The following is a 20,377-nucleotide window of genomic DNA, read 5'->3' on the forward strand; positions in this document are numbered from 1 at the left end:
CCTGGTGGCGCCGGGGGGCGGTGCATCACCCCTGGTGGCTGGTGCTGACGGCGCCGGTGGCGGGCGGCCTGGTGATCGGGCTGATGGCCCGGTACGGCTCGGAGAAGATCCGCGGCCACGGCATGCCGGAGGCGATCGAGGCGATCCTGACCGGCGGCAGCCGGGTGGCGCCGCGGGTGGCGGTGCTCAAGCCGGTGTCGGCGGCGATCAGCATCGGCACGGGCGGGCCGTTCGGCGCGGAGGGCCCGATCATCATGACCGGCGGGGCGGTGGGCTCGATCCTGGCCCAGATGCTGAAACTGTCGGCGGACGAACGAAAGACGCTGCTGGTGGCGGGCGCGGCGGGCGGCATGGCGGCGACGTTCAACGCGCCGCTGGCCTCGATCCTGCTGGCGGTGGAGCTGCTGCTGTTCGAGTGGCGGCCCCGCAGCCTGATCCCGGTCGGCGCGGCGGTGGTGGTGAGCACGATCTGCCGAGGTGTCATGCTGGGCGCGGACCCGGTGTTCGCAGTGCCTGCGCCGTCGTCTGCACCGGGACCGGCGTTCGACGCGTTGGCGCTGGTCCCGGGCCTGACCGGCGGCCTGCTGGCGATCGGCGCGACGGCGCTGGTGTACTTCGCGGAGGACCTGTTCGCCCGCCTGCCGGTGCACTGGATGTGGTGGCCGGCCCTGGGCGGCCTGGTCATCGGCCTCGGCGGCCTGGTCGAGCCGAGGGCGCTGGGCGTCGGCTACGACGTGATCGACCAGCTGCTGACCGGCCACGCCACGCAGTCGCTGATCATCGGCATCCTGGTGGTGAAGACGGCGATCTGGTCGCTGTCGCTGGGCTCGGGCACCTCGGGCGGCGTGCTCGCGCCGGTGTTCATGATCGGCGCCTCGCTCGGCGCGGCGGAAAGCGGCCTGCTGCCCCAGTTCTCGCCGGGATTCTGGGCCACGTGCGGCCTGGCGGCGGTGGTCGGCGGCGTGATGCGTTCGCCGCTGACCGGCATCGTGTTCACGCTGGAGCTGACCCACGCCTGGAGCTACCTGCTGCCGCTGGTGGTCGCGTCGGTGTCGGCCTACGCGCTGTCGGTGTTGCTGCTCAAGCGATCCGTGCTGACGGAGAAGATCGCCCGTCGCCGGCTGCACCTCACCCGTGAGTACACCACCGATCCGCTGGAGACGTTCTTCGCGCACGAGGTGATGACGCCCGAGGCGCAGCCGGACCTCACGACGCCGGACCGCGTGACCGTGCACCCGGACGAGACGCTGCGCGAGGTGGCCAACAAGCTGGCCGAGGGCTACGTGACCAGCGCCCCGGTGGTCGACCGACACGATCCGACGACCCGCCTGGGCGTGATCACGCTGGCCCAGCTGCTGCACGCTCGGCGTCGTGACCTGCACGAAGAGCACCACCGGGAGCGGCTGCTGCCCTAGGAGGCGTCGGGCACGGGCAGCTGGCCCCAGTCCACCTCGCCGGTCGTCTCCAGCACCTGCATGTGCATCTTGATGAAGTTGTTGGCCGAGTCGGCCAGCGGCCGGACCACGGAGTTGCGGGTGTCGGCACGCACCTGGGCGATGAGGATGAACGCCTCGCCGTGGGCCTGCCGCAGGGTGTTGGTGTAGTCGACGTCGAAGGTCTTGCCGTTCTCCTGCTGCATGCGGTCGATGCCGACCTGCATGTCGGGGGCGGGCCGGTCGGGCAGGGTGAGGCCGAGCTTGGCCGCGGCGGCGAGGTCCTCCTTCTGTAGTTCCACGTGCTGCGTGACGATCATCTGCGCGGACGCCCTGACCTGCTGGTTCGTCGAACGCTGCAGGGCCCACTGGGACAGCTCGATCTCACGGATGCTGGTCTCCTGGACCAGGTTCATCAGCTTCATGTCGGCCGCGCTGAGCGGCCCGTACTTGGTGTCGGTCAGCTGCGCCGCCGGCGGCTGTTGTTGCTGTTGTTGCTGCTGGGGCGCGGTTGCGGCCGTCACGCCCAGCTGCGTGCTGCCGCAGCCCGCCGTCGTCAGCACGGCCACCGCACCGCACACCCCCAGGAACGTCCGTGCCCTCATCGTCCACGCTCCACTATGGATCGTTGCATGATCACACTGTTGTGCGCTGCCACTGTTCGGTACGCGGGGGAGTGCCGAGCGGTTCACATCAGGGCGAAACCGGCCAGTGCGGCGCCGACCCCGAGCAGGCCAGCACCGAGCAGGGCGGTGACCACGCCGCGGCGCAGCAGCAGGAGCCAGATCGCGGCCAGGGCGAGCACGATCGCCTGCCACGGATGGTGCAGCGTCAGCCCGAGCGGCACGGCGGAGCCGGCGATCGCGCCGATCGCCGCCGGTCCGGCACCGTCCAGAAAGGACTGAACGGTCGCGCTGGCCCGCAGGCGGTCGAACCTGGGGCCGCCGATCACCACGAACAGAAATGACGGTGCGAACGCCAACAGCGACGCGAGCAGGCCGCCGGCCAGCCCGCCGGCGGCGTAACCGACGACGGCCACGGTCTGCACGACCGGGCCGGGCGTGATCTGGCCGAGGGCGACCGCGTTGAGGAACTGCGCGCCGGTCATCCAGTGGTAGCGGTCGACGGCGTCGGCCTGCATCAGCGGGATGATCACGAACCCGCCGCCGTAGGACAGCGCGCCGACCTTCAGCGCCACCCAGGGCAGCCCGCCGGCGATCCCGCCGATCAACGGCAGCGCGAACGACCGCACGGTGCGGCTCCGCCACGTGACCTCGACGAACCCGCAGCCGACCAGCGCGAGCACCACCCACGGCCCGAACAGCACCGTGGACGCCGCCCCGAGGAGCAAGTAGGCGATCCAACGGCCGTGGTGACGGGCCCGCCGCCAACTGGCCGGGATCAGACCGGACGCCGCGTGTGCGGCCACCGCCGCGACGGCCGAGCCGGCGCCGGCCGCCGCGCCGGTGACCCAGAGTGGCGGGTTGCCGCTCAGGAACAGCGCCGCCAGCGCCAGGATCACGACGAGCCCCGGGCAGATGAAGCCGACCGCCCCGACCAGCGCGCCCGGCACGCCCCGCAGCCGCCACGCGCAGAAGATCGCCAGCTGGGTGGAGGCGGGGCCGGGCAGCAGGGTGGTGGCGGCGATGCCGTCCTCGAACTCCTCGGCGGTCAGCCAGCCCCGCTCGGTCACGCACAGCCGCCGCAGGAGCAGGATGTGCGTGGGCGGGCCGCCGAAGCCGATGCACCCGATCCGCCCCCACTGCGCGAGGATGACGCCCAGGCCGACGCGTGTCTGCACGAGCCAACACTATGGCTTCAGTGCCGATCGAAGACAACCCGTTGGCTCAAACCTTGCTCAAGTGCGTGGAATTCGGGCCACGACAGGGAGAACACTCCGATGTCACAGGTCGCGGACCCGGGGTCAGGGGGACACCGCCGACGCGGCCGCAGGAGGTGACGTCATGGCGTTCAGCCTGCTCATCCTGGTCGGTATCACCCTGCTCATCGTCGGCATCGTCCAGTCCGCCACGTCCGGACGGCGCCGGCGCAACCTCGGCGGGGGCGACAGCTACACCGGCTCCGACGACGGCGGCAGCCAGCATCACCACCACCACGGCCCGTTCGGCGGCCACAGCGGCCACCACCACGACGGCGGCGGTTGGGGCGGCGGCCACCACGGCGGCGGCTTCGGCGACGGAGGGGGCGGCGGCCACCACGGGTGACCTGATCGTGTGATCAGCCCGGCCGCGGCGGGCTCGAATGGCGTTAGATGACGTTATGGCGCGATTCTGGCTGGTTCCCGCCGCGGCGGTGCTGCTCCTGATCCCGGCCTGCGCCGGCCAGGCGCCCGCGCCCGCGCCGACCACCACTGCGACAACGGCCGTGCCGGCCGGGTCGGCCCTCGTCGTGAAGATCGACAACGTCGCCGCGGCCCGGCCGCAGACCGGCCTGGCCGCGGCCAACGTGGTCTACGTGGAGCCGGTCGAGGGCGGCCTGACCCGCATCGCGGCGGTTTTCCTCGGCCAGCTGCCGCCGGTCATCGGGCCGGTGCGCAGCGCCCGCGAGACGGACATCGACCTGCTCGGGCAGTACGGCCGGCCGACGCTGGCCTGCTCCGGCTCGGCGCCGCAACTGGTGCCGCTGCTGCGCGACGCGGGCCTGGAGACCGGGTGCCAGAGCGCGGTTCCCGGCGCGTACTTCCGGGACAACAGCCGGGTGGCGCCGCACGATCTGTTCGTGCACCCGGACAAGCTGCCCAAGGGCACCGGCACGGTCACGCCGCAGGCCACCGGGCCCGCGCCGGCCGGCGGCACGTCGACCACCAAGCAGCACGAGCAGGTGGCGACCGTGGGCTTCGACTTCGAGTGGGCGGACCAGAAGTGGCTGGTCTCCATGGACGGCACGCCGCTGACCACCACCGACGGCGGCCGGGTCGGCGCGGCCACGGTGATCGTGCAGAAGGTCACCACCCGCGCGGGCACGGTTCCCGGTGACGTGGCGGGCAATCCGTCGCCGGTCGGGGTGACGGTCGGCAGCGGGTCGGCGACCGTGCTTCGGGACGGGAAGCTGTTCGCGGCCACGTGGTCGCGGACGAGCCGCACCGCCGCGACGATCTACGCCGACGCCGCGGGCAACGCCGTGCCGGCCGCTGACGGTCCACTATGGATCCTGCTTGCCCCGGTGTCCTGACGGTGGCGAGCGAGCAGTACACGCCCCTTGACGGGCTCGACGACATCCCGTGGGCGCAGCTGCGGCACGCCAACGGCAAGGCCTCGGACATCCCGCGCCGGCTGCGCGCGTTGGCCAGCAACTGGAACATGCGCGACCAGTTCGAGGGCATCGAGCTCGCGCTTTTCCCGCCGGACGGCGGAATCTGCTCGGCGAGCGCGCCGACCGTGCAGTATCTGGTGGAGCTTGTCGGCACGCCCAAGGTCCGGATCCGGCCCGACATCGTGGACCTGCTGGCTCGGCTGGTGATGCGGCTGAACGACCCGGGCCAGCAGTCGGATCCCCACGCCGTCGCGTGCCGTGAGACGTTGCTTTCCCTGCACGACAGGGTGATCATGCTGGTGAAGGACCGCAACGCCAACGTGCGCCGCGAGGCCGTCACGCTGCTCTGGCAGTACGCCGCGATGTCGCCTCGCGCCAAGGAGATAGAGAAGGCGTTGGTGGCGCGCGACGTCCGGGAGAAGGAGCTGGCGATCCGGGTCAAGTCCCGGCTGGAGGGCGCGGCCGCCGGTCGCAAGGCGGTGCTCCGCCTGGCCGAGGCGGCGGATGAGCGGCTGCGGCTGGCCAACCTGATGGCCCGCCGTTGCCTCGACCGGGAATCGGTGTCCGCGCAAGAACTGGTGGACGCCGCCCTCGCGCCGACGCTGCCTCGCGGGGCTTACAGCGCCTGGGGCAACGACGGGCATCACCTGATCGAAGCGCTGTGCCCGGACGAGAACGTCGTGGCACGGATGGAGATCATCCGCCTGCTGATCGCGCGCGGCACCGGCGGCGTGCTGTCGGGCGCGCTCCGGGCGGCCGGTGCCGTGATGACGAAATCCCGCTCCGCCACCCGTTCGCTGCTGCCGCTGCTCGGACAGGTCCTGTTCGACGACGACGCCCAGATCCGGACCAGGGCCGCCGATCTCCTCGCGTCCGTCGGCGAGGCCGGCACGCCCCATGCCAGCAGGCTGGCCAGCCTGCTGGCCGACGGCGACCCCGTCGTCGAGATGGCCGCGGCCTGGGCGCTGGCGCGGCAGGGCGACGAGCGCGCCGTGACGACGGTTCTCCGTGCTGTCAAGGAGAACAGCGACAAGCTCGCCTACCATCACCTGTCCGGCTTCGAGCCGGAACTCGGCGACATGGTGAAGGAGTGCGCGCCGCGCTACCCGGAGCGGGTGGTTCCGGTGCTGCATGCCGTGCTCGAAAAGTGTGGCCCCGAGCCGACTTCCGTGCAGTACCAGCTGTGGCGGGCCCTCGCCGCGTGCGGGCCGGCCGGGTACGGGGCCGAGGACGCGTTGACGCTGATGCTGGCGTCCAAGCGGCCCGAGCCCGCGCTGATGGCGTTCGAGGGCTTCGGTTCCGCCGCCGCGCACCTGGGGCCGTGGATCGAGGCGCTGGTCCGGGTGGTTCAGGATCGGTGGCTGGAACTGTGGGCCGCGCGGGTGCACTGCATTGTGACTGGTGACAAGGAGATCCTGCGCGAGGTGCTCGACAGCCTCGGCCCGCCCGAGGACTGGCGGTTCGCGCATGCCTTCGTGCGCTCGGCCGTGCTGCTCGATCCGGCCGACCGTGCGGCCGTTCTCGCGCGGGCCGAGAAGTGGGTGCGGGACAACCCGGACCGCTGGGGCATGTTCGGCGTGCCGGAGACCGTGGTGGCCTGCGGCGACACCGAGCTCGCCGTGACCGTGCTGACCCGCGCCCTGGACGCCCCCGAGTACGAGCCGGTGATCCTGGAGGCCCTGCGCGCCGTCGCGAAGGTCGGACCGCCGGCGAAGGTGTTGCGGTCGCGCGTGTTGGCGGTGTTGGAGCGGGATGACCGCCTCACCGAGCCGACCGGCCTGCGCTCGATCGTGCTCGACGACCGGATCCACGCCGCCGCCCTCGACGCGCTCAGCGCCCTCGGGTCCTGAAACTGCATTTCGGTTGCTGGAGAGCGGGACTCGCGGTTTAGGTGGTGAGGCGTTCTACGGTCTGGAGGACGGCGGCGGGGCCGTCTTCGGTGGCTAGGTGGGCGGCGACGGCCTTGGCGTTGGCGCGGAGGTCGGGGTCGGTGACCGCGGTGGTGATGGCGCCGGCCAAGGAGTCGGCGGTGAGTTTCTTCAGCGGCACCGTGCCGGCGCTGACACCGAGCTTGTCCAGGCGACGAGCCCAGAACGACTGATCACCGGCGTTCGGCAGGGCGACGGCGGGAACCCCGGCCCGCAGCCCGGCGCCGGTGGTGCCGGCGCCGCAGGCGTGCGCGACGGCGGCGACCCGGTCGAACAACCAGTCGTGCGGGATCTCGCCCACCGTCAGCACGTCGTCGGAGGAGACAGCGAGCTGGGCCCAGCCGGACTGCACGATGCCACGTACGCCCGCCTTGCGCAGGGCCTGGCCGATGAGGTCGGACACCTGGGCGGCCTTGGCCTTGGGCATCGGCAGGCTGCCGAAGCCGATGTACACCGGCGGCTGCCCGGATTCCAGGAACCGCACGACGTCGGCCGGCGGCTCCCAGCCGAGGGGACGCGGCGGCCACCAGTAGCCGACCACCTCCAGGCCACGCCGCCAGTCCCGCGGGCGCGGCACGACCGTGGACGAAAACCCATGCAGGATGGGCCATTCCGCCTCGGTGCGCCGACGCCGCAGTGCCCGTGCCGACACCTTCGGCAGGCCGAGCTGGGAGCGGAGGGCGGCGATGGGCTTGGCGCAGTACCGTTCGACCCAGCCGGCCCCGAACCGTCCGGCGGCTCGGTTGAGCATCGGCCCGGCCGACCACCCGCCGAGGATCGACGGCGGGAAGTCGGCGGTGGTGGACATGGCCTGGAGCCGGATCCCGATGCTGGGCACGCCCCGGGCCTCGGCCAGCGGATGCCCGGCCAGTTCGGCGAAAGGCGACAGCAGCAGGATGTCCGCCGGCTCGTCCCGCAGCGTCCGGAGCAGGCCCTCGCCGGTCGCCTGCATGCCCTTGGGCGACATGAAGCGCATGACCGCCTTGGCCGGGTTCTCGATGTCGCTCATCTCGGGCACCCCGGGCGCGACCATGCCGGGCGCGGCCGTGTCGAGCCCGGGCAGGCTCAGGTCGTGCGGCCGGAACCGCAGCCCGCAGCTGGTGACCAGGTCCTCGAAGATGCTCTGCGCGGACATCGTGACCTCGTGCCCCGCTTGTTGCAGCCGGGTTCCGATCGCGATCAGCGGCGCGGTGTCACCCCGCGAGCCGACGGCCGCGATCACCACCTTGGCCATGGTCTACCCCCTTCTTGTCGCCAGGTCGAACGACGTCACCAGCTCTCCGGTGTAGCCGTTCAGGTCGAAGTTCGGATTCATGGCGTAGTCCAGCAGCGGGCCGTTGCGCACGGCGCCGTTGACGGCCGTTGCCATGTGGTTCACGTCGAAGTCGCGGAACTCGCCGGATTCCTGGCCCTGGCGCAGGATCGTGGCCAGGTCGAGCTTCACGACGTCGGCCATCAGGTCCGGGTCCAGCGCGATGGCGTCCATGCGGGCGCCGTCGGCCGTGCGGTAGCTCATGCCGATGTCCAGGACCGCCGAGTACTGCGTGCGGTGCGACTGCAGGAAGTCCACGTTGGCGGCGATGTACGCGCGCAGCTTGCCGGCCGCCGTGGTCTCCCTCTCCAGCGCCGGCAGGATCGCGTCCAGCGCCGTGCGGAACGAGTGGTGCACGATCTCCCGGACCAGGTCGTCCTTGTTGCCGAAGTGGTACAGCACCACGCTCATCGCCACCCCCACCCGCTCGGCGATCTTGCGGATGGAGGCCTGGGCGTAGCCGATCTCGGCGATGACCTCGATCGCGGCCAGCGTGATCTGGGTCCGCCGGGCGGTGTCGGCGAAGGTCCGGCCGTTCGATCGCACGATCCAAGATTAGATCGATCGATCGAACAGTGTCAAGAGAGCCAGGCGCCGGGCGTCGTCAGGCGGGCGGCGACGTAGCCGTCGGGCCGGACGAGCACCGCGCCCTGAGCGCCGAGATCCCAGGGCTCGGACGACATTTCCTCCACGCGGACGGGCCAGGGAGCGGTGTGCTGCCGCCAGGCGGCCGGGTCGGGCGTGAAGACGGTGAACCACTCGCCGAGGGCATCGAGGCTGGATCGTCCGGAGGGCAGCAGCACATGGGGCAGGCGATGGCCGGGCGCGGTGCTGGGCACGTACTCGGTGCCGGGTTCCGGCGAGGAGTCGTAGGCGACGCCGAGGACGAGCCCGAGCTGGGCGAAGTACTGCTCGGACCACGGCAGGGAGACGGCATCGGCGGGAACTCCGGCCCGGATCTGGGCGCGGCGGTGGTCGACGGCTTCCTGCATGAGCCGGGTGTTGGCGACGGCCTGGCGAAGGGTGAGCTGGGCGACGGGGCGGCGTTCGGTCTCGTAGGTGGACACCAGGTCCGGCGCCGCCCAGCCCTGGAGGGCCCCGGCGAGCTTCCAGCACAGGTTGTGCACGCCGGCGAGACCGGTGTTCATGCCGAGGCCGCCGGCACCGGGCACGGTGTGGGCGGCGTCGCCGGCCAGGAACACCCGGCCGTGGCGGAAGGACGAGGCGACGAACGCGGTCACGGTCCACTGCTGAACCCGCAGCACCTTCACTGCCACATCGGCACCTATGGCCTGCGAGACCAGGGTTTCCCAGTCGGTGTCGGCGGTGGTGGGGGAGATCCAGGCCCAGCCGCCCTCGGGGTGGATGGGCATGAACATGCCGTGGGCCGTGAAATAGACACCGGCGGGCTGCTCGGCCGACCACGCCGACAGATCGGCGTCGAACACGACGGTGGTCATGTCCCGCAGCTGGCCGGGGCCGTCGATCCCGATGCCCATCAGGTCCCGCACGGTGGAATTGGCGCCGTCGGCGGCGATCATGTGCCGGGCGCGAACGGTGTCGCCGCCGGCCAAGGTCGCGACCACGCCATCGTCCTGTTCGGACAGGCCGGTCAGCGGGGAGCCGAATCGCAGCGGCTCGTCGGCCGCTCCCATGAGGATCGGCTCCAAGCGGTCCTGTGACGTGACAACGCCGAACTCCGGACTGTCCGGAATGGACTCGTGCACGCCGATCATGGCGGCCGTGGCGAAGTCGGGGTCGAACAGCCGGTCACGGAAGCGGACGCGGCCGAAGCGGGGCTCGAAGGCGCGGTCGCGGATCGTGGCGGAGACGCCGAGTTGACGGAAGATCTCCATCGAACGCACGTTGACCAGCCGCGAGCGCGGGAACGGCGACAGCTGCCGGCGCTTCTCCACCAGCAACGTCCGCACGCCCCACCGGGCCAGCAGTGCGCGGGCGGAGAGCCCGACGGGGCCGCCGCCGACGATCAAGACGTCGGTCTCGTCGGTCATGTGACCAACCTCGCGCAGTCGACGGCCCGGGGCAACGACCGTTCGTGCACCTCATCGGGCCAATGTAAGGAGTGAAAGTGCTACGGTTATTTCACCACGACCTAGGAGCCCGACATGCGTGCCATCCAGTACCACCGCTTCGGCGGCTACGACGTCCTCGGTTCGGCCACCGCCCCGGAGCCGGCCACCCCCGACGGCTGGGCGATCGTGCGGGTCGCCCTGGCCGGCGTGAGCCCCCTCGACAACACCGCCCGGCTGGGCAAACTCCCCGCCGGCGTGATCAAGCCGTTCCCGGTGGTCCCCGGCAGCAGCGGGGTCGGTGTGCTGGTCGAGCCCGGCACCTCGGGCCTGGCGGTCGGGGCCCGCGTGGCGATGGGCGGCGGCGGGTACGGCCTCGGTGTCGACGGCGTGTGGGCGGAGCTGGTGGCCGTCAACCCCGCGCACCTCGTGCCCATCCCGGACGCCGTCGACGACACCGCGGCCGCCACGCTGACCACCGGCGCCGGCCACCTGACCGCGCTGTTCGCCCTCACCGAGGTGGTCCGGTTCCGGCCGGGCCAGGCGGTGCTGGCGCCCGGCGTCGGGGGAGCTGTCGGCCAGGGCGGCGTCGAGATCGCCCGCGTCCTTGGTGCCTCCCACGCCATCACCACCGCGACCTCCAGCGCCAAGGCCGCGAAGGGGCGTGAGGCGGGCTTCGAAGTCATCGACCTGACCCAGGAATCGCTGCGCGACGGCGTGGCCCGCATCACCGAGGGCAAGGGCGTCGACGTCGTGCTGGACGGAGTCGGCGGCGCGCTCACCGGCGAAGCCCTTGGGGCCCTTGCGGTCGACGGCTCGCTGGTCAGCATCGGCTACTCCGCCGGCATGACCGGCACGATCAACGTCACCGACCTGATCTGGCGCAATGCCCACATCCACGGCTTCCGCTTCGCCCTGTTCACCGACGAACAGGTCGCCGCGGCCAACGCGCGGCTGCTGGACCTGGTGGCACGCAAAGAGATCAGCCCCATCACCGACAGTGTCTTCCCACTCGCGGAGGCGGCCGACGCGCAGCGGCACCTGATCGAGGGCGGACCGTTCGGCCGTGTCCTGCTTGCCGTGTAACGGTGACGCAGCGTCCACAGTGCACACGAAAGGCTTAACCTGACGGCCGATACGTGCAGTTCGCCCGTGTCCGGGTAGGCCTCGGTGAACAACAGAAGCTCTCGCTTCCTGGAGGTCACCATGTCCAACCCCGGTCGGCCGGTCGTCCTGCTCTCGGCCCTGCTGCTGGTGGTGGCCGCGCAGGCCACCGCCAATGCCGCGCCCGACGACGGCGATCACGAGATGGGTTCGCAGATCGCACTGGTGGAGGGCCGGGCGATGCCGGCATCCCAACCGCTGACCGCGCAGGTCGCGCAGACGCCCGGCATGGACGTCAGCAGCCACCAGGGCAACATCGACTGGAAGGCGGTGGCCGGCAAGGGCGGCAAGTTCGTCTATGTCAAGGCGACCGAGGCGACGACGTACACCAACCCGAGCTTCGCCCAGCAGTACACGGGCGCGTTCGGCGCGGGCCTCCTGCACGGGGCCTACCACTTCGCGGTGCCCAACCAGTCCAGCGGCCAGGCGCAGGCCGACTACTTCGTCGACCACGGCGGCGCCTGGTCGCGTGACGGCATGACGCTGCCGCCGGCGCTGGACATCGAGTACAACCCCTACGGCGCCAACTGTTACGGCCTGAGCCAGGCGGCGATGGTGGCATGGGTGCACGCGTTCAGCGACCGGGTGGTGGCCAGGACCAAGCGGTACCCGACGATCTACACCAGCACCAAGTGGTGGACCCAGTGCACCGGCAACAACGGCGGGTTCGGCGCGAACAATCCGCTGTGGACGCCGTTCTACGGCAGCTCGGTCGGCGCGCTGCCGGCCGGCTGGGGCTTCCTGACCATCTGGCAGTACGCGGACAAGGGCACCTTCCCCGGCGACCAGGACCGATTCAACGGCGCCTACGACCGGCTGAAGGCGCTGGCCAACGGCTGACCGGCACGAATGACGGCGAGGCCCGCTCGGCATCACTGCGAGCGGGCCTCGTGTTCTATCTGCTGGGCGTAGCGCAGGGCTTCCAGTCGGATGCGGTTGGCCTCGTCGCACACCAGACGCAGCAGCCGACTCGGCACGTCCGGGCCGCCGGCGCCGGCGGCGAGGCGTTGGTAGGCGCCGATCAGCTGGCTGCGCAGTTCGGACACCTCCTCGGCGAGCTCGTCCCGCTCGGCCTCCAGCGCCCGGACCTGTTGGCGCAGCTCCCAAACTCGTCGCGCCGGCACGCGGCCGGGGACGGCGTCGAACGCCTCGCTGACGGACATGCTGCAGCGTGCCCCAACCGCGGCCGACTACTCCGCGCGACCCGCAAACCACCCGATCGAGGAGTGCTCGGTTGTTTCCGCACGCAACCGCCGGGGGATTTCACAAGGGAGGAAAGGGGGCTGCCATGCGGCGTCTGTGGTTGGTGACCAAGCTGATCGTGGCCTGTGTGGCGGCCGGCGTCTGCCTGGCCGGACTGGCGTTTCCGGCCGCGGCGGGCCTCGGGCTGCTGTCCAATGCGACCGGGGACGCGGTGCATTCGCTGGCGCTCGCGCTGGAGAGAGGCAGACCGCCCTACGCCTCGATCCTGGAGGCGACCGACGGCACGCCGATCGCCTATCTGTACGACCAGTACCGGCTGGACACGCCGTCCGAGCGCATCTCGCCGAACATGAAGGTCGCCATGGTGGCCATCGAGGACAAGCGCTTCTACAGCCATCACGGCATCGACCCGGCCGGCACGATGCGGGCGCTGATCAGCAACGGCGCCGCGGGCGAGACCACCCAGGGCGCCTCGACGCTGACCCAGCAGTACGTGAAGAACTACCAGATCCTGGTCACGGCCAGGAACGACAAGAAGGCGCAGGAACAGGCCCGAGCGGTGACCGCCGTGCGCAAGGTGCGCGAGGCGAGGGTGGCCGTCGAGCTGGACAGCCAGCTGACCAAGGACGAGATCCTCACCCGCTACCTGAATCTCGTGACCTTCGTGGGCAATGTGGACGGCATCGCCGCCGGCGCGCAGGTGTTCTTCGAGACCACCCCGGACAAGTTGACCGTCACGCAGGCGGCCCTGCTGGCCGGCGTGGTGAACAATCCCGTCGCCTACAACCCGTGGGACCACCCACAGGCGGCGACCGTGCGCCGCAATGCCGTGCTGGACGCCGAGGTGTCGATCGGCAAGCTCGACCAGGACGTCGCCGACCGAGCCAAGAAGCAGCCGCTCGGCATCGTCGCCGAGCCGCGGATCCCGGCCAGCGACTGCGTCGGCGTCCAGCCGGGCTACGGCTTCTTCTGCGACTACGTGCGGGATTACCTGCTGTCCAACGGGTTCACCCGGGATCAGCTGCAGACCGGCGGCTACCGGATCCGCACCACGGTCGACGCCGGACTGACCGGACTGGCCAAGCGGGCCGTCGACGAGAACGTGCCGCCGCGCACGCCGGGCATCGCCAACACCATGGTCGTCATCCGGCCCGGCAGCCAGGCGCACGAGGTGGCGGCGATGGTGGCCAATCGCGAGTACGGCGTGGACGCCGGCCAGTCCATGACCAACCTTCCGGTCGAGGTCAGCGACCCCTTCGGCGCGGGTTCCATCTTCAAGCTGTTCACCACGGCCGCGGCGATGGAACAGGGCAAGGTCGGGCTGAACACGCAGCTGTCCAATCCGAACAGCCAGTGCTTCATGCCGCCGATCGTCAAGGACTACACCGTCTGCCACACCGTGCAGAACGACTACGTCGGCTACCCCGACCCGATCACCCTGGAGAACGCCCTGGCCACCTCGCCCAACGTGGCGTTCACCGGCCTGGAGCTGCGGGCCGGGCTGCCGCAGGTGCTGACCATGGCCTACCGGCTGGGACTTCGCCGCACGCTGGCCGCCTCCGAGGCGGGCAGCCCGCCGACCACCGACCCGTCGGACGAGCGGGCCACGAAAGCCGAGTACAACTCGCCTCAGCGGGAGTACTTCAACAACAACCCGTCCTTCACGCTGGGAGTCAGCGCGGTGAGCCCGCTGGAGCTGGCCAACGTGATGGCCACCCTGGACGACGGCGGCAAGTGGTGCCCGCCGACGCCGGTGCGGCAGCTGTTGGATCACGACGGGCACCCGGTCGCGCTGCCCCACCAGCAGTGCGAGCAGGTCGTCGCGCCGGCGCTGGCCGACACGATGATGCGGGGTCTGGCCAAGGACACCGTCTCCGGCACCTCGGCCACCTCGGCGCTGAAGGCCCACTGGAAGCGCGAGCTCGCCGGCAAGACCGGGACCACCGAGTACAACGAGTCCGTCGGCTTCGTGGCCGGCCTGCGGAACTACGCGGTGTCCTCGCTGGTGTTCGCGGACGGGTCCGCTCCGGCGCCGATCTGCGCTTCGAAGCCGCCCCGACTCGACTCCGACGACAGCGGGTGCGCCGGCGCGTTCGGCGGTTCGCTGGCCTCGCCGCCGTTCTTCGCGGCGTTCACGAAGCTGCTCGGCACTGCGCCGGACCAGGGACTGCCGGCCGCGGATCCCGGCTACCTCGACGCGAGGCCGCACGGGCCGACCGTGCCGTGGGTCGTCGGCAGCGGCATGACGGCCGCGCGGGACACCCTGCGGCAGGCCGGTTACACGCGAGTGGATGTGACCGCGCAGGAGTCGAACAGTCCGAACGGGACGGTGCTCGGTCAGTCGCACGCCGGGGCGTTCCCCACCGACACGGGGATCACCCTGATCGTCAGCGCCGGCCACGACGTGCCTCGTTGACCACCCACATGGGTGGCATGCGCGCGGGTTTGACGGGGAAACCACCTGGTGGACGAAGGAGCCCAAGATGCTGATCGACGAGGTATCGAAGCGACAGCCGCGTGTTTTCCGGGTCCGGTTCCGGGGTTACGCCCGCAACCAGGTCGACGACGAGATGACCGCGGTGGACGACGAGCTGCGCACCGTGCGGGCCGACCTGGAGGCGACCACCCGCCGCTGCGAGCACCTGACCGAGACGCTGGAGCAGACCCGGTCCGACCGCGACGCCGTGCTGCGGCAGTACCAGGAGCTGGCCCAGCGGGCCGAGCAGATGCAGTCCGAACTGGACCGGCTGCGTCCCGACCCGGACAAGCGGCGGGCCCAGACGCCGGCCGCGCAGCACATGCAGGTGATGCTGGAGAACGCCGAGCAGGAGGCCAACCTCATTCGCAAGGCGGCCATCGAGCAGTCCGAGCAGCTGCGCGACCGGGCCGAGCAGCTGCTGCGGCAGCGGGTCGAGCTGGTCGAGCAGACCGAGCAGGAGACCCAGCGCTGCCTGGCCAAGGCGGCCGAGCAGGCCGGCCAGATCGTGCAGCAGGCGGTCGAGCAGTCGCAGCTGCTGCTCAAGGAGATCCAGGACCGGCAGCACGCGTTCGACGCCGGCTACTCGACCTTCGAGGCGCCCGAGGTGCCGGCGCAGCGGCAGGACCAGGAGTTGCCGGTCGACGCGTGACATCGCGGTGACGGGCCGACGCGGGCCGCGGGTCCGGCCGCCTCTGGCGTGGGGCGTGCCGGACCCGGCCGGTCACCGCCGGTTCGGTTCGACCGTGATGTGCGCGGACAGCGCCTGGAGGAAATCGGGCGCGTCGAAGATCTCACCGGCGGAGGCGACACCGGTCGCCTTGGTCTGCCCGTTGAGGATGCGCTGGACCGCTTCCACCGCGAGCGGCGCGGTGACGGCGTAGATGTCCTGGCCGCTGGCGACAACGCGTCGTTCCGCGTCGCCGGATCGCACGACGACCTCGACGAGGAAGGTCTGCGCGGACCGGCCGCGTTCGTCGATCGCGGTCGGGGCCGAGGCGTCCGGAGCTGACAGGTCCGTGGCCGCCTCGGCCGTCATGTACGTGCGCACCTCGGGGATGGACAGGTGGCTGGGGATGGTGACGACGTCGCTCATCGTGAACTCGCCGATGACGGTCCGGGTGCCCAGCGGGGCGGGGAACGTCCACTCCAGGGTCGGCGGGGCGTCGTCGCGGTACTCCAGCTGTCCGTTGGTGTAGCGGATGCGCCGGCCGTTGCGCCGCTCCCGGGAGACCTTGCCGGCCAGGCGCGTTCCGGCCGTGGGATGCCAGCTGCTCAGCCCGTACGCGATGTGCGCCTCGTCGGCCGTCGTCCAGTCGCCCATCGACGCGGTGACCAGCAGGTCGCCGAGGCCGCCGTAGAAGGCCATCGCGGGGACCACCACCGCGCCGGCGGCGTGGGCCCGGTCCGCGAAGTTGGCGAACGTGTCGATGTTGGCCTCGATCTCGGCCGCCACATCCACGTACGGGATGGCGGCGCGCAGTGCCGCCTCGATCACCGGGGCGGCGGTTGCGGCGAAGGGCCCGGCGCAGTTGATCACGGCCGCCGCGCCGTCCAGCGCGCGGTCGAGGGCGGCCGGATCGTCGACCGGCGCCGGCCGGATGTCGAGACCCGGGTAGCACGCCGCCAGCTTGGCGGCGTCGCGACCGGACGGAACCGGCACGAGCCCACGCTCGCGCAGCTCGGCCACCACGAACCGCCCGGTGTGCCCGTAAGCGCCGTACACCACCACCTTCTGGCCCGATCCGCTCGGTTGCACCGCCATGCTCAAGTGATCCACAGTGGACATCCTGACGACGGCGGCCGCCCGGCGCGAGTGTCCGGAACGCCAAGATGCGTACAATTCCGGACATGAGCACTGTCGCGCTGGCCGCCGCCGACGGGATGCGGCACCTGGAGCTGGCCGTGGCGTGCGAAGTCTTCGGCGCCGACCTGTCCGGGGTGGTCGCGCCCTGGTACGAGGTGGTCATCTGCGCTTCGGGCGCCGTGCGGATCGGCCGGTTCCGACTGGAGCCCGACCACGGGCTCGACCGGCTGGCCCACGCCGACACGGTGATCGTTCCCGCGTTGGCCGACGTCGACGCCGACCCGCCCGCCGACCTGGTCGAAGCGGTGCGGGCGGCCCACGAGGCGGGCGCGCGGGTGGTCTCCCTGTGCACCGGCGCGTTCGTGTTGGCCGCCGCCGGCCTGCTGGACGGGCGACGGGCGACCACGCACTGGGCTCACACCGGGGCACTGGCCGCCCGTCATCCCCGAGTGGAGGTCGACCCGGACGTGCTCTACGTCGACAGCGGCAGCGTCCTCACCTCCGCCGGCAAGGCCGCCGCGATGGACCTGTGCCTGCACCTGGTCCGCTCCGACCACGGCTCGGCAATCGCCAACACGATCGCCCGCAGCCTGGTCGTGCCGCCGCACCGGGCCGGTGGCCAGGCGCAGTTCGTCACCGCCCCGGTGCCCGCCCAGGACCACCACCCCTTGGCCGAGCTGTTGCCGTGGGCGACGCAACGGCTGGACCAGCCGATGACCGTCGAGGACCTGGCCCGCCGGGCCAACATGAGCTCGCGGAACCTGGGGCGCCACTTCAGGTCCGTGACCGGGTCCACCCCGCTGCAATGGCTGCTGACCCAGCGGATTCGCCACGCCCAGGAACTGCTGGAGACCACCGACGACAGTGTCGACGCCATCGCGGCGGCAGTGGGCATGGGCACGGCCGCGACGCTGCGCCGGCACTTCAACCGCACCGTCGGCGTGCCCCCGGACGCCTACCGCCGCACCTTCCGCAGCTCGTCACCATCCTGAAGCTTGATCGGCAGCGCGGGCGGAATTCTCGGCCCACGCGTGCCAACATCCAGATCCGCGGCCAGGGGTTTCTGGCGCAGGATGGCCGGCCCGCCTGGTCACGGATTCCTGCTGGGAGTCAGCATCAGGGCCACCGCGGCTGACGATGTGTGCCAGGGCTCACTTGACCGAGTGAACAGGTCTGTCTAGCCTCAGTTCCAGTCGATTGAACAGACCTGTCTACTCATTCACGGAGTGTGTGCCATGACCCAGGCCATCACGCGGACCCGCGCCGATCGCCGAACGGTCGACGCCGCGGCCCGATCGGGGACACGGGGCCGCCGCTCCGGCACGGCGACGCTGCTGCTGCTCGCCTCGCTGGTCGTGTCGCTGCTGGCCGCATCCAGCGCGCCGACCCCGATCTACGCCATCTACCAGGCCGAATGGGGCTTCTCGCCGATCACCACGACCATCGTGTTCGGGGTGTACGCGGTCTCGGTGCTGGTCTCGCTGCTGATCTTCGGCAAGCTGTCCGACCACGTCGGCCGCAAGCCGGTCCTGCTGGTCACGCTGGTCGTCGAGGCGGCCACGATGATCGTGCTGGCCACCGCGGGCGGCGTCCCGGCGCTGCTGGTCGCCCGCATCGTGCAGGGCCTCGCGACCGGCGCCGCGGTGGGCGCGATCGGGGCGATGATGCTGGACATCGACGCCAAGCGCGGTCAGCTCGCCAACGCCCTCACCCCGGGCATCGGCACCGGGTCCGGCGCGCTGCTCTCGGCGCTGCTGGTCAGCTTCCTGCCGGCGCCGACCCACCTGGTCTACTACGTGCTGGTCGCCCTGTTCCTGCTCCAGGCGCTGGGCGTCACCTTCATTCGTGAGACGGTCACCCGCGCCCCCGGCGCGCTGGCCAGCCTGCGGCCGGAGATCGCGCTGCCCCGTTCGGTCCGGGCCCACCTGATCGCCGCGGCCCCGGTGCTGTTCGCCGCGTGGGCGCTGGCCGGCCTGTACGGCGCGCTCGGCCCGGCCCTGTTGGGCAAGCTGCTCGGCGGCAACAACACCATCCTGGCCGGTGTGCTGCTGGTCGCCTTCGCCGGCGTTGCCAGCGCCATGGTGCTGGTACTGCGTTCGATCAGCGCGACAGCGGTGATGCTGACCGGTTCGATCACCTTGTTCGCAGGCGTCGCCGTCACGCTGGCCTCGCTCGGACTCGGCTCCGTGGCACTGTTCTTCGTCGGCACCGCGATCTCCGGCGCGGGCTTCGGCGCCGGCTTCCAGGGCGGCATCCGGATCGTGGTCCCGCAGGTCGCGCCGCACGAGCGGGCCGGCACGCTGTCCCTGCTGTACGTGGTGTCCTACCTCGGCTTCGGGGTGCCCGCGGTGGTCGCCGGCGTGCTGACCGTGGACGGCCCCGGCCTGTTCGGCGCGGCGACCGCCTACGGTGTCGCCGTGATGGTGCTCGCCCTGCTGGCGGTGGCCGCCCTGGTGCGGGCGCGGCGGACCAGCGTGGCGTAAACTGAACAGATCTGTCTGGTATGAGGGAGTGGATGTCAATGCCGACGACCACGGGGCGTGTGTCAGCGCGTGAGCGTCTGTTGGCGGCGGCCGACGAGCTGTTCTACAACGAGGGCGTGCACACGGTCGGCATCGACCGGATCATCGAGCACGCCGGTGTCGCCAAGGCCTCGCTGTACAACACGTTCGGCAGCAAGGACGAGCTGATCCACGCCTACCTCAAGGGCCGCCAGCACCAGGTCGCCGAGCGGATCCAGGTCGCGGTCGACGCCGCCGACACGCCGCGGGAGAAGGTGCTGGCGGTGTTCGAGGGCCAGATCGCCGTGTACGCCGAGTCCGGCTACCAGGGCTGCGCCTTCCACCGGGCCAGCGCCGAGTCCCGCCCCGGCGACCGGATCGACCTGACGACGCGGGAGTACCGGGCCTGGGTGCGCAGCCTGTTCACCGAGCTGGCCGAGCTGGCCGGCGCCCCCGACCCGGTCATGCTGGCCACTCAGCTGCACATGGTCTTCGACGGCAACGGCATGGCCACCCGCAACGACCGCGGCCCGGACAGCATGCCCATCGCCCGGGCCGCCGCGACCATCCTGCTCGACGCCGCCCTGAACTGAGTCGCCGCGCCGGAGAAGATCCCGTCAGCAGTCGCGGGCGAACTGCCACACGCCTTCCTGGTTCGCGCCGGGAACGGCGTTGTAGTTCCACCACTTCGCCACCCAGAGATGGCCGTTGTAGGCCACGATCGAGCCGCCCTCGTACGCCGTGTCACGCCGCCATTCGGTCGTGACGCACCGGTGGGTCGTCGTCGGCCGGGGCGTGGTTGTTGTTGTCGTGACGGCGTGTGTCGTCGTCGTGGTGCGGGTGGTCGTGGTGATGTGCCGCGGCGTCGTTGACATTGGTGTTGCCGTCGTCGTTGTTGTCGTTGTCGGCGGGGGAGTGGTGGTCGTTGTCGTCGTGGTGGTGATCGTCGACGAGGCGGCCAGCGGCAGCGCCGTGGTGGGCGCCGGCTCCGCGACGGGATCGGCGTCGAAGAACGAGTTCGTCGCCAGGAAGATCAGCGCCGAGCAGCCCAGCGCGCCGACGGTCGCGGCCCAGACCAGTAGCCGGTCGTGCCGGTGGGAGTCGCCGCCCGGGGGTTCGGGATCCAACGGGTCCATCGGGGCGGGAGCATACGCTCGGGGTCGCGGCGTCCCACGGCCGACTCGCCGGTGACGATCCGGCCGACCGCGCCCGGAGTTGCGGTAACGGCCGTCACGTCTCCGTCCAAAGGG

19 protein-coding genes are annotated in these 20,377 nt (G+C 71.2%); 11 read left to right on the forward strand and 8 right to left on the reverse strand.

The annotated features are described in order from the left end of the window. Positions 1–20: 20 nt before the first annotated feature. Positions 21–1,415: a chloride channel protein gene (locus AB0M73_RS20465; protein ID WP_363892544.1), complete on the forward strand. Its 1,395-nt coding sequence runs from the start codon at positions 21–23 to the stop codon at positions 1,413–1,415. On the opposite strand, the gene AB0M73_RS20470 is transcribed toward AB0M73_RS20465, so the two are convergent. Both AB0M73_RS20470 and AB0M73_RS20475 read right to left on the reverse strand, forming a co-directional pair. Then, a complete protein-coding gene (locus AB0M73_RS20470) occupies positions 1,412–2,038 on the reverse strand; it encodes a DUF4142 domain-containing protein (RefSeq protein WP_363892546.1) in 627 nt (208 codons plus the stop codon). The genes AB0M73_RS20465 and AB0M73_RS20470 overlap by 4 nt on opposite strands. Before the next feature lie 83 nt (positions 2,039–2,121). After that, entirely contained in the window at positions 2,122–3,234 is a 1,113-nt protein-coding gene (locus tag AB0M73_RS20475) for a chromate transporter (protein ID WP_363892548.1), read from the reverse strand. A 163-nt stretch (positions 3,235–3,397) separates the two neighbouring features. On the opposite strand from AB0M73_RS20475, the gene AB0M73_RS20480 reads away from it, so the two are divergent. From AB0M73_RS20480 to AB0M73_RS20490, 3 genes are read left to right on the forward strand one after another with little or no spacing between them, the layout of a single operon-like run. Beyond that, positions 3,398–3,658, forward strand: a complete 261-nt coding sequence (locus AB0M73_RS20480) for a hypothetical protein (RefSeq protein ID WP_363892550.1) — start codon at positions 3,398–3,400, stop codon at positions 3,656–3,658. Positions 3,659–3,713: 55 nt separating this feature from the next. Beyond that, the gene (locus AB0M73_RS20485; RefSeq protein WP_363892552.1) at positions 3,714–4,625 is read left to right on the forward strand and encodes a DUF3048 domain-containing protein; all 912 of its coding nucleotides are present in this window, start codon (positions 3,714–3,716) and stop codon (positions 4,623–4,625) included. Positions 4,626–4,627: 2 nt separating this feature from the next. After that, complete coding sequence (locus tag AB0M73_RS20490; protein ID WP_363892554.1) at positions 4,628–6,556, forward strand: HEAT repeat domain-containing protein; 1,929 nt, start codon at positions 4,628–4,630, stop codon at positions 6,554–6,556. A gap of 37 nt (positions 6,557–6,593) precedes the next feature. Here the strand turns inward: AB0M73_RS20490 and AB0M73_RS20495 are convergent, their stop codons facing one another. From AB0M73_RS20495 to AB0M73_RS20505, 3 genes are read right to left on the reverse strand one after another with little or no spacing between them, the layout of a single operon-like run. Next, positions 6,594–7,868, reverse strand: coding sequence for a glycosyltransferase (locus AB0M73_RS20495; RefSeq protein WP_363892556.1), 1,275 nt, complete (start codon positions 7,866–7,868; stop codon positions 6,594–6,596). A gap of 3 nt (positions 7,869–7,871) precedes the next feature. After that, a complete protein-coding gene (locus AB0M73_RS20500) occupies positions 7,872–8,492 on the reverse strand; it encodes a TetR/AcrR family transcriptional regulator (protein ID WP_363892558.1) in 621 nt (206 codons plus the stop codon). A 32-nt stretch (positions 8,493–8,524) separates the two neighbouring features. Next, positions 8,525–9,958 (reverse strand): FAD-dependent monooxygenase, encoded by a 1,434-nt coding sequence (locus AB0M73_RS20505; protein ID WP_363892560.1) that lies wholly within the window; start codon positions 9,956–9,958, stop codon positions 8,525–8,527. A gap of 114 nt (positions 9,959–10,072) precedes the next feature. On the opposite strand from AB0M73_RS20505, the gene AB0M73_RS20510 reads away from it, so the two are divergent. Together AB0M73_RS20510 and AB0M73_RS20515 are read left to right on the forward strand one after the other, a co-directional pair. After that, the gene (locus tag AB0M73_RS20510; protein ID WP_363892562.1) at positions 10,073–11,062 is read left to right on the forward strand and encodes a zinc-binding alcohol dehydrogenase family protein; all 990 of its coding nucleotides are present in this window, start codon (positions 10,073–10,075) and stop codon (positions 11,060–11,062) included. Positions 11,063–11,182: 120 nt separating this feature from the next. Continuing rightward, on the forward strand, positions 11,183–11,980 hold the full coding sequence (locus AB0M73_RS20515; protein WP_363892715.1) for a lysozyme: 798 nt from the start codon (positions 11,183–11,185) through the stop codon (positions 11,978–11,980). A gap of 32 nt (positions 11,981–12,012) precedes the next feature. Here the strand turns inward: AB0M73_RS20515 and AB0M73_RS20520 are convergent, their stop codons facing one another. Further along, on the reverse strand, positions 12,013–12,303 hold the full coding sequence (locus tag AB0M73_RS20520; protein ID WP_363892564.1) for a hypothetical protein: 291 nt from the start codon (positions 12,301–12,303) through the stop codon (positions 12,013–12,015). A gap of 125 nt (positions 12,304–12,428) precedes the next feature. Here AB0M73_RS20520 and AB0M73_RS20525 point away from each other — a divergent pair, with 125 nt between their 5' ends. Then, on the forward strand, positions 12,429–14,759 hold the full coding sequence (locus tag AB0M73_RS20525; RefSeq protein ID WP_363892566.1) for a penicillin-binding protein: 2,331 nt from the start codon (positions 12,429–12,431) through the stop codon (positions 14,757–14,759). A gap of 67 nt (positions 14,760–14,826) precedes the next feature. Further along, positions 14,827–15,471, forward strand: a complete 645-nt coding sequence (locus AB0M73_RS20530) for a hypothetical protein (RefSeq protein WP_363892568.1) — start codon at positions 14,827–14,829, stop codon at positions 15,469–15,471. 72 nt (positions 15,472–15,543) lie between these two features. Here AB0M73_RS20530 and AB0M73_RS20535 read toward each other — a convergent pair whose 3' ends face one another. Then, positions 15,544–16,584 (reverse strand): saccharopine dehydrogenase NADP-binding domain-containing protein, encoded by a 1,041-nt coding sequence (locus AB0M73_RS20535; protein WP_363892570.1) that lies wholly within the window; start codon positions 16,582–16,584, stop codon positions 15,544–15,546. Positions 16,585–16,670: 86 nt separating this feature from the next. Here AB0M73_RS20535 and AB0M73_RS20540 point away from each other — a divergent pair, with 86 nt between their 5' ends. The 3 genes from AB0M73_RS20540 (at position 16,671) to AB0M73_RS20550 (ending at position 19,720) form a co-directional block, all read left to right on the forward strand. Continuing rightward, positions 16,671–17,618: a helix-turn-helix domain-containing protein gene (locus AB0M73_RS20540; RefSeq protein WP_363892572.1), complete on the forward strand. Its 948-nt coding sequence runs from the start codon at positions 16,671–16,673 to the stop codon at positions 17,616–17,618. A gap of 243 nt (positions 17,619–17,861) precedes the next feature. Beyond that, the gene (locus AB0M73_RS20545) at positions 17,862–19,109 is read left to right on the forward strand and encodes an MFS transporter (protein WP_363892574.1); all 1,248 of its coding nucleotides are present in this window, start codon (positions 17,862–17,864) and stop codon (positions 19,107–19,109) included. Between the two features lie 59 nt (positions 19,110–19,168). Beyond that, positions 19,169–19,720, forward strand: coding sequence for a TetR/AcrR family transcriptional regulator (locus AB0M73_RS20550; protein WP_363892576.1), 552 nt, complete (start codon positions 19,169–19,171; stop codon positions 19,718–19,720). Between the two features lie 24 nt (positions 19,721–19,744). Here AB0M73_RS20550 and AB0M73_RS20555 read toward each other — a convergent pair whose 3' ends face one another. Then, positions 19,745–20,263, reverse strand: a complete 519-nt coding sequence (locus AB0M73_RS20555; RefSeq protein WP_363892578.1) for a carbohydrate-binding protein — start codon at positions 20,261–20,263, stop codon at positions 19,745–19,747. Positions 20,264–20,377 lie beyond the last annotated feature (114 nt).

Source organism: Kutzneria sp. NPDC051319 (assembly GCF_040682195.1).
GTDB lineage: Bacteria > Actinomycetota > Actinomycetes > Mycobacteriales > Pseudonocardiaceae > Kutzneria.

What these genes read in the sequence shown, in the direction of transcription:
- AB0M73_RS20470 (WP_363892546.1), bottom strand. Translation starts at nt 2,038, where the DNA reads ATGAGGGCACGGACGTTCCTGGGGGTGTGCGGTGCGGTGGCCGTGCTG.
- AB0M73_RS20480 (WP_363892550.1), top strand. Translation starts at nt 3,398, where the DNA reads ATGGCGTTCAGCCTGCTCATCCTGGTCGGTATCACCCTGCTCATCGTC.
- AB0M73_RS20485 (WP_363892552.1), top strand. Translation starts at nt 3,714, where the DNA reads ATGGCGCGATTCTGGCTGGTTCCCGCCGCGGCGGTGCTGCTCCTGATC.
- AB0M73_RS20495 (WP_363892556.1), bottom strand. Translation starts at nt 7,868, where the DNA reads ATGGCCAAGGTGGTGATCGCGGCCGTCGGCTCGCGGGGTGACACCGCG.
- AB0M73_RS20505 (WP_363892560.1), bottom strand. Translation starts at nt 9,958, where the DNA reads ATGACCGACGAGACCGACGTCTTGATCGTCGGCGGCGGCCCCGTCGGG.
- AB0M73_RS20510 (WP_363892562.1), top strand. Translation starts at nt 10,073, where the DNA reads ATGCGTGCCATCCAGTACCACCGCTTCGGCGGCTACGACGTCCTCGGT.
- AB0M73_RS20515 (WP_363892715.1), top strand. Translation starts at nt 11,183, where the DNA reads ATGTCCAACCCCGGTCGGCCGGTCGTCCTGCTCTCGGCCCTGCTGCTG.
- AB0M73_RS20520 (WP_363892564.1), bottom strand. Translation starts at nt 12,303, where the DNA reads ATGTCCGTCAGCGAGGCGTTCGACGCCGTCCCCGGCCGCGTGCCGGCG.
- AB0M73_RS20525 (WP_363892566.1), top strand. Translation starts at nt 12,429, where the DNA reads ATGCGGCGTCTGTGGTTGGTGACCAAGCTGATCGTGGCCTGTGTGGCG.
- AB0M73_RS20530 (WP_363892568.1), top strand. Translation starts at nt 14,827, where the DNA reads ATGCTGATCGACGAGGTATCGAAGCGACAGCCGCGTGTTTTCCGGGTC.
- AB0M73_RS20535 (WP_363892570.1), bottom strand. Translation starts at nt 16,584, where the DNA reads ATGGCGGTGCAACCGAGCGGATCGGGCCAGAAGGTGGTGGTGTACGGC.
- AB0M73_RS20540 (WP_363892572.1), top strand. Translation starts at nt 16,671, where the DNA reads ATGAGCACTGTCGCGCTGGCCGCCGCCGACGGGATGCGGCACCTGGAG.
- AB0M73_RS20545 (WP_363892574.1), top strand. Translation starts at nt 17,862, where the DNA reads ATGACCCAGGCCATCACGCGGACCCGCGCCGATCGCCGAACGGTCGAC.
- AB0M73_RS20555 (WP_363892578.1), bottom strand. Translation starts at nt 20,263, where the DNA reads ATGGACCCGTTGGATCCCGAACCCCCGGGCGGCGACTCCCACCGGCAC.